Annotated in this window: 8 protein-coding genes; 4 read left to right on the top strand and 4 right to left on the bottom strand. The window is 73.1% G+C overall.

The window, feature by feature from the left end; translation table 11 throughout:
* Positions 1 to 8 precede the first annotated feature (8 nt).
* Positions 9 to 296, top strand: coding sequence for a hypothetical protein (locus ACU436_RS07005; protein ID WP_459022857.1), 288 nt, complete (start codon positions 9 to 11; stop codon positions 294 to 296).
* Here the strand turns inward: ACU436_RS07005 and cydD are convergent.
* Genes cydD through ACU436_RS06985 form a run of 4 tightly spaced genes read right to left on the bottom strand, consistent with a single transcriptional unit; the run spans position 269 to position 8,028 of the window.
* Positions 269 to 3,670 (bottom strand): thiol reductant ABC exporter subunit CydD, encoded by a 3,402-nt coding sequence (cydD, locus tag ACU436_RS07000; RefSeq protein ID WP_459022856.1) that lies wholly within the window; start codon positions 3,668 to 3,670, stop codon positions 269 to 271. The two genes, ACU436_RS07005 and cydD, sit on opposite strands and share 28 nt — an antisense overlap.
* Positions 3,667 to 5,025, bottom strand: a complete 1,359-nt coding sequence (locus tag ACU436_RS06995) for an NAD(P)/FAD-dependent oxidoreductase (RefSeq protein WP_459022854.1) — start codon at positions 5,023 to 5,025, stop codon at positions 3,667 to 3,669. The genes cydD and ACU436_RS06995 overlap by 4 nt, the downstream gene beginning before the upstream one ends.
* A 15-nt stretch (positions 5,026 to 5,040) precedes the next feature.
* Positions 5,041 to 6,423 carry a glucose-6-phosphate dehydrogenase gene (gene zwf, locus ACU436_RS06990; protein WP_459022852.1) on the bottom strand — a complete coding sequence of 461 codons (1,383 nt, stop codon included), beginning with the start codon at positions 6,421 to 6,423 and terminating at the stop codon, positions 5,041 to 5,043.
* A gap of 15 nt (positions 6,424 to 6,438) precedes the next feature.
* Positions 6,439 to 8,028, bottom strand: a complete 1,590-nt coding sequence (locus ACU436_RS06985; RefSeq protein ID WP_459022850.1) for a GMC oxidoreductase — start codon at positions 8,026 to 8,028, stop codon at positions 6,439 to 6,441.
* A 148-nt stretch (positions 8,029 to 8,176) separates the two neighbouring features.
* On the opposite strand from ACU436_RS06985, the gene ACU436_RS06980 reads away from it, so the two are divergent.
* Genes ACU436_RS06980 through cydB form a run of 3 tightly spaced genes read left to right on the top strand, consistent with a single transcriptional unit; the run spans position 8,177 to position 12,657 of the window.
* Positions 8,177 to 10,009, top strand: coding sequence for a glycoside hydrolase family 15 protein (locus ACU436_RS06980; RefSeq protein WP_459022848.1), 1,833 nt, complete (start codon positions 8,177 to 8,179; stop codon positions 10,007 to 10,009).
* Positions 10,010 to 10,021: 12 nt separating this feature from the next.
* Positions 10,022 to 11,410: a cytochrome ubiquinol oxidase subunit I gene (locus ACU436_RS06975; RefSeq protein WP_459022847.1), complete on the top strand. Its 1,389-nt coding sequence runs from the start codon at positions 10,022 to 10,024 to the stop codon at positions 11,408 to 11,410.
* Between the two features lie 11 nt (positions 11,411 to 11,421).
* Positions 11,422 to 12,657, top strand: a complete 1,236-nt coding sequence (gene cydB / locus ACU436_RS06970; protein WP_459022845.1) for a cytochrome d ubiquinol oxidase subunit II — start codon at positions 11,422 to 11,424, stop codon at positions 12,655 to 12,657.
* The last annotated feature ends 75 nt before the right edge of the window (positions 12,658 to 12,732 follow it).

Raw genomic sequence — 12,732 nt, 5'->3', positions numbered from 1 at the left:
AGCCCGAGATGAACGATCGCCGGACCGACCCGTCACTGCAGGACCTCAACCGCGGCGTGTTGATCGGAGCTGGAGCGCTGCTCGCCGCCGCCGGCCTTGCCGGGCTGGCCGGGTTGGCCATGTTCTGCGCGGCGCTGTTCGGTGCCACCCGCAGCTGGTACCGGCGCGCCGATCTGGCCCCCCACGAGCTCGCGAACCTGAAGTGGCACCAGGTCAAGGCCGCCGCCAGCGCCGGCGCGGGCGCCTGGCAGGACCACGAGAAGAACACCTACTCGCCGCGGTCGGCGCGCTCGTGACGCACTCCGAGCCGGGCCGGTGCCGGCAGGCACACCCGGGGGAGCCCGGGTAGCTCGTCCGGGCGGTGGCTGACGACGAGTGCCGTGCGGCCCGCCGTCGCGCGCAGCAGGTCGGCGCGCACCAGTGCGGCGGTTGCGTCGTCGAGGTGCGCGGTCGGCTCGTCGAGCAGCAGCAGCGGTCGATCCGCTAGCAGGGCACGCGCGAGCCCGATGCGCTGGCGTTCCCCGCCGGAGACCGCGCCGCCGCGCCTGCCCACCGGGGTGTCCAGCCCGTCGGGCAGCTCGGCCAGCCAGTCGGTGAGCCCGGCGCGGCCGAGGGCGTCGACGAGCCGGCCGTCGCCCGCGCCGGGGCCGGCGAGCAGCAGGTTCTGCCGCAGGGTGCTGTCGAACAGGTGGGTGGCGGGGCCGCACCACGCGATGCGGGTGCGCAGGTCGTCGCCGAGCACGTCACGGGTGTCGATCCCGTCGACGTGGACGGCTCCCGCCCGTGGCTCGAGGGTGCGCATGAGCGTGGCCAGCACGGTGCTCTTGCCGCAGCCGGTCGGACCGGTGAGGACGAGTCGCGTGCCGGAGGGGAGCCCGAGGTCGAGGCCCGTCACGGCGTCCCGGTCGGAACCCGGCCACCGGACGGTGAGCCCGTCCACGTCCAGCCACCGGCCGGGCGGCGCGGGGAGCGGTCGAACCGGCTCGCCCACGGCGGCGGGAGCGCGCTCCAGCTCCGCGAGCCGGCGCGCCGCGGGCAGCGCGGTCGCCAGCCGCTGCGCGGCGTCCGGCAGCGCCGCGACCAGCTCGGCGGTCGCCAGCGGGGTCAGGGCGACGACGGCGAGTGCGGTACCGGGCAGGGACCCGGCGCGCAGCGCCGCCACACCGAGCACCGTGCAGCACACCGTCGAACCCCCGACGGCCAGCACGGTCAGGCCCGCCCCCACGCCGGTTGCGGCGGCGGCGCGGCGGTTCAGCGCCGAGACACGCTGCTCGAGGGCTGCGACGGTGCGGCGCCGTCGCACGGCGGCACCGAAGGCGATCAGGTCGGGGCGCGCGTCGAGGAGTTCGACGACGGCACCGGCGAGCGCGCCCCTGGCCGCCGCGGTCCGGGTCGTCGCCCGCCCGGCCAGCGCGACGGTGAGCGCGGGGGCGACGGCTCCCGCGCAGGCGAGCCCCGCCGCGAGCGCGATGCCCGCGCCGGGGAGGACCAGGCCGAGGCCCGCCGTGGTTGCGAGTCCCACCACGGCGGCCGCGGTGGCGGGAACGAGCGCGCGCACCACCACGTCCTGCTGGGCGTCGATGTCGCCGATCATGCGGGACAGCAGCTCGCCCGACCGCAGCCGTCCGGTCACCGCAGGCCCCAGCCGCACGAGCGCGCCCCACAGCCGGGCGCGCAGGTCGGCGAGCATCCGCAGCGCGGCGTCGTGGGACGCCAGCCGCTCGCCGTAGCGGAGGAAGCCTTTGGCCAGCCCGAACAGGCGGACCGCTGCGATGGCGACGAGGAGCGTGAGCACGGGCGGTTGCAGCGCCGCCGCCGAGATCAGCCACGCCGACGTCGCGGCGAGCGCGACCGTGCTGCCCAGCGCCCCGCTGCCCGCGGCCACGGCCACGGCGAGCCGCCGGCGGTGCGGACGGATCAGCGCGAGCAGCGCGCGCACGTCACCCCGCCGTGCGTCCGGTTCGCGGTCGGTGTCCCCTGCCGCACCCGTCGAGCGAGGGGCGGTGTCCTGCGGTGGCGGCGATGCCTGCGGGCGGGGCGCCGGTCGGGGGCGCGACGGCCGACCGGGCAGCGCGATCACCCGGTCACAGAGATCGAGCACGGCACGCCGGTGGCTGACCACCACCGCGCTCCGGCCGGCGAGCGCGGCCCTGAGCCCGGTGAGCAGCGCCGCCTCGGTGTCCGGGTCGACGCCCTCCGTCGGCTCGTCGAGGAGGACCAGGGGCCGGTCCGTCAACAGCGCCCTGGCGAGCGCGACGCGACGCTGCTGCCCGGTGGACAGCCCCAGGCCCCGCTCGTGCACGGGCCCGTCGAGCGGGAGGTCCAGCACGGCGGTCGCGGCGACGGCGGCGAGCTCGGCCGCGGTGGCGTGCGGGGCGCCGAGCCGCACGTTGTCCTCGACGGTCCCGGCGATCAGCACCGGGCGCTGCGGCACCCAGGCCACGCGCTGCAGCCACGCCTCGCGGTCCACGCCCGCGAGGTCGACGCCGTCGACGGTCACCGCGCCCCGGTCGGGCAGGCGCCAGCCCAGCAGCAGGTCGAGGAGCGTGGACTTCCCCGCGCCGCTGGGGCCGCTGATCCCGAGGACCTCGCCCGGGCCGACCGCGACCGAGATCTCGTCGAAGATCGCGCCGGCCCGCCCGTCGACGCCGGCCGCGTGCAGCCGGACCGGGCCGGCGGCCGGGTCGGGCGCCGCGGTGGGCCCCGAAGCGGCTACCGGGAGCTCGAGCACCGCGAAGACCTCCGCGGCGGCGGCGGTCCCCTCGGCGCTGTCGTGGTAGCGGGCGGCCACGGCGCGCAGCGGCTGGTAGACCTCGGGGGCCAGCACGATCACGAGGAGGCCGGTCGCCAGGTCGAGGTGCCCCTCGACGAGCCGCAGCCCGACCGACACCGCGACCAGCGCCACCGACAGCGTGGCCAGCAGCTCCAGCGCGAGCGAGGACAGGAACGCCACCCGCAACCCGCGCATCGTCTCGAGGCGGTACCGCTCGGACATCGCCGCGATCTGGCGGGTCTGCCGGCGGGCCCGGCCGTAGGCGGTCAGCACGTCGAGCCCGGCCACGACGTCGACGAAGTGGTGACCGATGGCGGCCAGGGCGTTCCACTGCCGCGCTGTGGTCGCCCTGGCCCGCAGGCCGATCAGCACCATGAACACGGGGATCAGCGGGATCGTGATGCCGATGATCAGCGCCGAGACCCAGTCCGCCGTGAGGATCCGGATGCCGACGACGAGGGGCACGGTGGCGCCGATCAGCAGCTGGGGGAGGTAGCGGCCGACGTAGCCGTCGAGACCGTCCACGCCGCGGCTCGCGAGCGTGGCGAGCTGTCCGGTGGACGGCAGCCCGGGGTGGCGTGGCCCCAGCCGCAGGACGTGGTCGAGCAGGGCGGCGCGCAGCTGCGCCACCGCCGTCGTCGCTGCGCGGGCCGCCGCCACCTCGGCGGCCCAGCCGAGGGCGGCCCGGCCCACCACCACGCAGGCCAGTGCGGCGAGCGGCACCGCGAGCGTCTCGAGCCCGGCGCCCCCGAGGAACGCGGCGGCGATCGTGTCCGCGAGCAGCCCGGCCTGGGCGATCACCAGCACCGCCGACGCGAGCCCGATGCCGGCGCCGAGCCCGACGAACCCACGGACCGCAGGCGCGTGCCGCAACAGCCGCCGGTCCAGCCCGCTCACGACGGGACCGGCGGCCGGTCCTTCCCGGAGGGCGGCCGGTAGACGTCCCGCAACCTCTCGATCTGTTGGGTGGTGAACGCCCGCTCGCGCCGGGCGTCGCGGGCGAAGGCCGCCGCCCAGGTGAGCACCGCGCCGGCGCGGTTGCGGTACCCCGTGAGGAAGGCGATGTGGATGAACAGCCAGGAGAGCCAGCCCGCGAACCCGGCGAACTTCAGGGGGCCCGCCGACACGACCGCGTTGCCACGGGACAGGTAGGCGGCCGAACCGAGATCGTGGTAGCGGAACGGGCCGATCGGCTTGCCCTCGACCCGGTGCCGGATCCGGCGCCCCGCGTAGAGGCCGGACTGCATCGCGACCTCGGCGACCCCGGGCAGCCGGTCGCGGCTCATCAGGTCCCCGACGACGGAGATCTCGGGGTGGCCCGCGATCGTGAGGTCGGCTTCCACCTCGATGCGCCCGGCGCGGTCCTGCCGCGCTCCCGTGGCCTTCGCGAGCGAGCCGGCCACGGCGGGTGCTTCGACCCCCGCCGCCCAGAGCACCGTCCCGGCCTTGTGGCGGACCGTCGTCCCCGCCCGGTCACGGGTCTCGAGGCCGTCGCCGTCCACGCGGGTGACGATGGTGCCCATGTGCAGCTCGACGCCGAGTTCGCGCAGTTGGCCCGCGGCCTTGGCCGACAGCGCGGGCCCGAACGACGCCAGCGGCTCGTCCCCGCCGTCGAAGAGCAGCACCCGGGCGTCCTCCGGCCGGATGTGCCGGAACTCCGCGCGCAGCGTGCGGGTGGCGAGCTCGCGGATCTGCCCGGCGAGCTCCACACCGGTCGGGCCGGCGCCGACCACGGCGAACGTGAGCCAGCGGCGCTGCTCGTCGGGGTCGGATGCGGTCTCGGCGAGCTCGAACGCCCCGAACACCCTTCGCCGGATCGCGAGCGCGTCGGCGATCGTCTTCATCCCCGGCGCCCACTGCGCGAACTCGTCGTGCCCGAAGTAGGACTGGCGAAGGCCCGCGGCGACGATCAGGTCGTCGTAGGGCAGGGTGATGCGTTCGCCGAGCGGTCGCTCCGCGACGACGTGGCGGGCCTCGGTGTCGACCTCGACGACCTCGGCGAGGACGCACTCGACGTTGCGGTGGCGCTTGAGAACGTCGCGCAGCGGCGCCGCGATCTGGCCCTCGGACAGGATTCCCGTCGCCACCTGGTAGAGCAGCGGCTGGAACAGGTGGTGCTGTGCGCGGTCGACCAGCGTGATCGCGAACTCGTCGCGGCGGCGCAACGCCCGCGCCGTGAAGAGGCCGCCGAAGCCGCCTCCGACGATGACGACCCGGCGCGCGGGCGCACCACTTCCTGGTGTCCGACTCATCGTGTTCGCCGCCCCTCAGGCCGGGTCGTGCCAGGCGTCGCCGTCCGGGAGGAGGTCGTCGGCCTCCTTGGGCCCCCAGCTGCCCCGCGGGTAGGTGTGCACCGGGACGACGTCACCGAGCACCGGGTCGACCACGCGCCATGCGGCCTCCACGGTGTCCTCGCGGGCGAAGAAGATCCGCTGCCCGTCGAGGGCCGCGCCGATGAGCCGGTCGTACGGGCGCATGTCCTCGCTGCCGTGCTCGGCGAAGACGAGGTCGTTCAGCTGCGGCTCGGCCCCGGCGCCGGGCTTCTTGCCGGCCAGCGCCAGGCTGATCCGGGTGTTCGGCCAGATGCGGAACCGCAGCGCGTTGGTGACCTCCCGGCCGGTCACCCCGAACATGCCGAACACGTTGTAGGGCACCGTGCGGAACCGGATGCTGATCTCGGTGGCGGTCACGGGCATGGTCTTGCCCGCGCGGATGAGCATGGGCACCCCCGCCCACCGCCACGAGTCGAGCGCGAGCCGGACCGCGACGTAGCTCTCCACCGTCGACAGCGGGTCGACGCCCTCGACCTCTCGATAGCCGTCGTACTGGCCGCGAACGGTGTCCGCGGGCGTCAGCGGGCGCAGCGCGGAGATCACCCGCGACTTCGCGTCCAGCCATGAGCTCGGGCCGGAGCCGTCCGGCGGGTCGGCGACCACGGTGGCCAACACCTGCAGCATGTGGTTCTGCACGACGTCACGGATCGCGCCGGCGCTGTCGTAGAAGCGGCCCCGATCGGCCACGTCGAAGGCCTCGGCCATGGTGATCTGGATGCTCTCGACGTGGTCGCGGTTGAGCAGCGGTTCGATCATCGAGTTGGCGAACCGGGCGACGAGTACGTCGTTCAGCGGATCCATGCCCAGCCAGTGGTCGACCCGGTAGATCGCGTCCTCCGGGAAGTACCGGTGCATCGTCGCGTTGAGCGCGACGGCGCTGGCCAGGTCGGTGCCGAAGGGCTTCTCCACCATCACGCGGGCGCCCTCGGCGCGTCCCGCCTTCGAGATCCCCTCGGCGATGCGGCCGAACAGGAACGGGGGCACCTCCAGGTAGTAGAGGGCTCGTGGCGCGTCGCCCATCTCCCGGGACATCGCCGCGTAGGTGGCGTCGTCGTCGAGGTCCCCGTCCACGTAACGGAGCAGGCCGAGCATCTTGCGGGCCGGCTGCGAGCCCTCGTCCATGCCGTTGTCGCGCAGGGACCGCGCGGCGTAGTCACGGAACTGGTCGAGGCCCCAGCCGCTCTTGGCGACCCCGACGATCGGGACGTCGAGCACCCCCCGGTCCACCAGCCCCACCAGCGCCGGGAAGGTCTCCAGATTCGCCAGGTCACCGGTCGCCCCGAAGATGACCAGAGCGTCCACTCGGTCCGTCGCCATGGTTCTCCCTCTCGATCATCCGAGTCGTTCGAGCACGCGGTCCCCGACCCGCAGCGCGTTCGCGATCGCCGTCAGCGACGGGTTCACGGCGCCGATGCTCGGGAAGAAGCTGGTGTCGACGACGTAGAGGTTGTCGAGCTCGTGCGCCTTGCAGTCGGTGTCGAGCGCGGAGCTCGCCGGGTCGGTGCCGAACCGCACGGTGCCCGCCTGGTGTGCGGTCGCGCCGATCGGCATGCCCTTGTGCAGGTAGATGCTGTGGTCCAGCAGGTGGTGCTCGTGCATGCCGAGGTCGCCGAGCCGGCTCGCCACCGCGTGCCGCAGCCGCTTCACGCCCTCGATGTTGTTCCTCTCGTCGATCGAGAGGTGGACGTGCCCCTCGCCGTCTAGCGTCACGCGGTTGTCCGGGTGCGGGAGGTCCTCCCCGCAGAGCCAGAGGTCGACCGCGTGGTGCGCGAGCACCTCCAGCGGCATGTCGGGGGTGAGGTGACCGGCCCAGCGCGGGGCGTTCGCGTGGATCTGCTCCCCGTCGGACTTGCCGAGCATCTGGACGCCGCCCATCGGGTAGTCCCACTCGGCCGACGCGGAGTACCAGTCGTTGAAGGCCAGGGTCTTCTGGAAGCGGGTGGGGTTCGGCTCCTTCGAGACCGCCATCATGGCCAGGTTGTTGTGGCGCATGTAGTGGCGGCCGACCACGCCGGAGCCGTTGGCCAGGCCGTTCGGGTGCCGGTCGTTCGCGGACCGGAGCAGCAGGACCGCCGAGTTCACCGCCCCGCAGGCGACGACCACCACGTCCGCGGCGAACCGCACCGTGTCGCCGCCCAGCTCGGTGACCACCGCGGTGACGGTGCGCCCGCTCGGGTCGGTCTCCAACCGCGTCACGTGGGCGCCCGTGCGCAGCTCGACGTTCTCGTGCGCCACGGCGGGGTCGACGCACATCACCTGCGCGTCGGCCTTGCCGCCCACCAGGCACGGGAACCCGTCCACCCGGTCGCAGCGGATGCACACGCTGTCGTGGGTGGCCATGCCCTGCGCGTCCTGGGTGAGGCGTACCCCGATCGGCAGGTGGAACGGGTGCAGGCCCTGCTTCTCCAGGTCGTCGGACAGCTGCTGGATCCGCCGCTCGTGCTGCACCGGGGGATGGGGGTAGTCCCGGCTCGCGGGCCCCGCGGTCGGGTCCTCGCCGTGCCGGCCGTGCACCTGGTAGAGGTGCTCCGCCTCGCAGTAGTACGGCTCGAGGTCGGGGTACGAGATCGGCCACGCCGGCGAGATCCCGCCGTGGTGGCGGATCTCCCCGAAGTCCTGCGGCCGGAGCCGGAACAGCGCCGCACCGTAGAACTTGGTGTTGCCCCCGACGTAGTAGTTGACCTCCGGTGGGAACTCGCGGCCGTGGCGGTCGTACCAGAACTCGGGCGCCCGGTACTTCCCCCTCACGAACACCTCGGTCGAGTCCCAGTTGTCGCGCTCCCGGGGGAGGTAACCGCCGCGTTCGAGCATCAGCACGCGCTTCCCGGACGGTGCGAGCCGGTGGGCGACGGTGCCGCCGCCCGCGCCGGTGCCGATGACGATGACGTCGTAGTGCCGGTCGCTGGGTACGGAGACGGACACGGTGCCTCCTCGGTGGTGGTCGTGGCACGCGACGGGCCACGGTCCTGCGACCGCCCGGCCGCTGGCATCACCTCACGAGGGTGATGCCAACGATCCCGACCGGCGCGACGGTGCCCGCTCCGGAGCACCACCGATGCGGGAGGCAGCCATGACCGAGGCAGCGATCGCCGACCACGGCCTGATCGGCGATCTCCAGACGGCCGCGCTGGTCAGCACGGACGGGTCGGTCGACTGGTTCTGCTGTCCGCGGTTCGACTCGCCGAGCGTCTTCGGTGCCCTGCTCGACGACGAACGCGGCGGGCACTTCCGGATCCGGCCGCACCGCGACTACGAGTCGCGACAGATGTACTTCCCGGACACCGCCATCCTCATCACCCGGTTCACCACCGAGGCCGGGATGGGCGAGGTGGTCGACTTCATGCCGCCCGCCGGGTCGGTGGCCACCGGCAACCACAAGCTGGCGCGGATGGTGCGCTGCATCCGCGGCGAGATGACCTTCGAGGTCGACGTCGCCCCGCGCTTCGACTACGGCCGCCGGGCCCACACGCTGGATCTGTCGGCGACCGGCGCGGTCTTCGGCACCGACGCGCTCACGCTCACCATCCACGCCGTGCGGGAGCCGGGGGACGAGCGGATCGCGCACGCCCGGGTCGAGGAGAGCGACCTGCACATCAGCATCGCGCTCACGGCAGGCCAGGTGCGGGGCATGGTGCTGGAGTCGGACGCCGGCGGGCCACCGCGGGAGATCCGCGTGGCGGACTTCGAGCGCATGTTCCACGAGACCGTCCTGCACTGGCGGAGCTGGCTGCACCGCTGCACATACACCGGCCGCTGGCGGGAGACGCTGCAGCGCTCGGCGATCACGCTCAAGCTGATGACCTACGCCCCGAGCGGTGGGCTGGTCGCGGCGCCGACCACGGGCCTGCCCGAGCAGGTCGGCGGCGAGCGGAACTGGGACTACCGCTACACGTGGGTGCGGGACGCGTCGTTCTCCGTCTACGCCCTGCTGCGGCTCGGGTTCACCGAGGAGGCGGCGCAGTTCAGCGGCTGGCTGCGGGACCGCGTGGCCGAGCGGGTGGGCGGCGAGGGCGGCCCGCTCAACATCATGTACCGGGTCGACGGCTCGTCCGACCTCAAGGAGGAGTCGCTCGAGCACTGGTCCGGCTACCGCGGCTCGCGGCCGGTCCGGATCGGCAACGGGGCCGCCGACCAGCTCCAGCTCGACATCTACGGCGAGGCGCTCGACAGCATCTACTTCGCCGACCGCCGGGGCCTCGAGGTCGGCCATCGCGGCTGGAACTCGGTCCGGGAGTTGCTCGACTGGCTGAGCACCCACTGGGACCAGCCGGAGGAGGGCATCTGGGAGACCCGCGGCGGGCGCCAGGACTTCACGTACGGACGGCTGATGTGCTGGGTTGCCTTCGACCGCGGCATCCGGATGGCGGCCACCCACGGCCGGCCGGGTGCCGTCGCGACGTGGACCGAGGCCCGGGACGCGATCTACGACCAGATCATGGACAAGGGCTGGAACCCCGACCGCAAGGCCTTCGTGCAGCACTACGGCAGCCCGGTGCTGGACTCGTCGCTGCTGCGCATGTCGAGCGTCGGGTTCATCACCCCGCACGACCCGATGTGGGGCTCGACGCTGCGGGCGATGGACGACGAGCTCGTCACCGACAGCCTCGTCTACCGGTACGACCCCGCGGCCTCTCCCGACGGGCTGCTGGGCGCGGAGGGCACGTTCTCGCTCTGCTCGTTCATGTACGTGGACGCGCTCGCCCGGGCCGGCCGGCTGGAGGACGCGCGGTTGGCCTTCGAGAAGATGCTCACCTACGCCAACCACGTGGGGCTCTTCTCCGAGGAGATCGCCATCACCGGGGAGCAGATCGGCAACTTCCCGCAGGCATTCACGCACCTCGCGCTGATCGACGCCGCGATCACGCTGGACGAGGAGCTCGACCGGGCGAAGGCCCGGCGGTGACGGGGAGCTGACGTGTCCGCGGTCGACCTGGCCCGCCTCCAGTTCGCCACCACGACGATCTACCACTTCCTGTTCGTGCCGCTCACGATCGGGCTCGCGTTCCTCACCGCCCTGCTCCAGACGCGGTGGCACCGGACCGGCGAGCCGGGGCACCTGCGCCTGACCAAGTTCTTCGGGACTCTCCTGGTGATCAACATCGCGATCGGGGTGGTCACCGGGCTGGTGCAGGAGTTCCAGATCGGGATGAACTGGTCGGGCTTCTCGCGGTTCGTGGGCGACGTGTTCGGGGCCCCGCTCGCGATGGAGGGACTGGCCGCGTTCTTCCTCGAGTCGGTGTTCCTCGGCCTGTGGCTGTTCGGTTGGGGCCGGCTCTCGCCGCGGGTGCACCTGGCCACGATCTGGGCGGTCGCCGTGGGCGGGGCGCTGTCGGCGGCGTTCATCATGGCCGCCAACTCGTGGATGCAGAACCCGGTCGGCTACACGATCGATCCCACCACCGGCCAGGCGCGGCTCACCGACATCGGCGCGGTGCTGACCAACCCGGTGTTCCTGCGCAGCTACCTGCACGTGCTGCTCGCGTCGCTGGTCACCGCCACCGTCGTGATGCTGGCGGTCTCGGCGTGGCACCTGCGCCGGGGCGGGGCGAAGGAGTTCGACCTGTCGGCGCGGATCGCGCTCGTGGTGCTGACGCCGGCCGTCGCGCTCAACCTGCTCGTGGGCAGCGAGCTCGGCGTCACCGAGGGCGTGTACCAGCCGATGAAGATCGCCGCCGCCGAGGCGCAGTGGGAGACGTGCCAGCCGTGCTCGTTCTCGCTGTTCCAGATCGGCGGCGGCAACGAGGACCAGACCCCGACGAAGGTCATCCAGGTGCCGCACCTGCTGTCGGTGCTCGCGACGAACTCCTGGAACGGGCAGGTGGTGGGGCTGAACGAGCTCCAGGCCCAGTACACCGCGCAGTACGGGCCGGGCTACTACGTCCCGAACGTCTTCATCCAGTACTGGTCGATGCGGACGATGGCCTACCTCGGCAGCCTCATCCTGCTCGTCGCGCTGTGGGGGCTGTGGCGGCGCAACCGGCTGGCGAGCTCGCCGTGGTTCCTGCGCGTCGCGATCTGGACGTTGCCGCTGCCGTTCATCGTGAACACCGCGGGCTGGATCCTCACCGAGAACGGCCGCCAGCCCTGGATCGTGCAGGGGCTGCTGCGCACCGAGGACGCCGAGTCGCCCTCGGTCGGCCCGGGGGCGATCGTGACGAGCCTGGCGGTGTTCGCGCTGCTCTACGCCGTGCTCGCGGTCGTCGACTGGTGGCTGATGGCGCGCTACGCCCGCAAGGAGCTCGAGCCCGCTCCGTCGCCCGACGAGCCGCAGGCCACGAAGCCCGAAGTGCAACCGACCTACTGAGGACGGCCGAGATGACACTTGCCGCCTTCTGGTTCATCGTCCTCGTCGTCGTGTGGACGGGCTTCCTGCTGCTCGAGGGCTTCGACTTCGGCGTCGGGATGCTCCACGGGGTGGTGGGCAGGGACGAGGCCGGACGGGACACGGCGATCCGGGCGATCGGTCCGGTGTGGGACGGCAACGAGGTCTGGCTGATCGTCGCGGTCGCCGGCACGTTCGCCGCCTTCCCGGACTGGTACGCGACGATGCTGTCCGGCTTCTACCCGATCTTCCTCGTCGTGGTCGTCGCGCTGATCCTGCGTGGCGTCTCCTTCGAGTACCGCGCCCACGCAGCGGGAGAGCGCGGCCGCCGGTTCTGGGGTCTCGCGCTCACGGTGGGCAGCTTCGTCACCCCGCTCGGCCTGGGGATCGTGCTCGGAAGCCTCCTGGGCGGGGTCCCCATCGACGACCGGCAGGAGTTCGTGGGGAGCGTCGGCGACCTGTTCAGCCCCTACGCGGTGACGGTCGGGGTGACGATCACGCTGATCTGCCTGTTCCACGGCGCGGCGTTCCTCGCCCTCCGGACGGACGGCGACGTGCGGCAGCGGGCGCTGCGCGCCGGCCGGATCCTGGGGCCGATCACCACCGTGGCGGTGATCGCCTTCGTCGTCTCCACCCAGATCGACTCCGGGAGCGGCGTCCTGTGGTCGGCGATCGAGTTCGGCGCGGTGATCGCCGTGATCGCGGCGGCCGTGCTGATCCACGCGGATCGCGACGGCGCCGCCTTCGCCGCCACCTGCGCCACGATGGCGGCCGTCGTCGTGGCGCTGTTCGCCGAGCTCTACCCACGGGTGATGGTCTCGAGCCTCGGGGCGGCGAACGACCTCACGGTGAGCGCGGCCGCGTCGTCGCCGTACACGCTTCGGGTCATGACCGTCACGCTCGTCGTCCTGCTGCCCGTCGTCCTCGTCTACCAGGGCTGGGCGTACCACGTGTTCCGGGCCCGGTTGAGCCGCGACGCCGGGGGTGACCGGGTGCCTCCCGGCCCACCGGCCGGCGCCGACACGGCGGGCGCTGCGGGCCCGGGTGGGGAGGAGCGGGTCGTGCCCGGGCCGCAGCGGGCCGAGGCGGTGCGAACCCGGTCGACCCCCGCGGCGCCGCCGTCCCGGGGGCTGCCACGGCTGGTGTGGCTGCTGTTCGGGTGGCTCTTGACGTGGTTCTTCGCGCGCCTGAGGGCGATGATCGCACCTGGCCACGCCGCACGCCGATAGGTAGGGGGCGGGGCCCGCGTGTTTCGCCCGCCCAGACCTGATCGCCGGCCGCTCATCCCCGACAGGTGAGGCCGC

Source organism: Pseudonocardia wallangbongensis (assembly GCF_054486945.1).
This window is presented reverse-complemented; position numbering and strand designations above follow the sequence as displayed.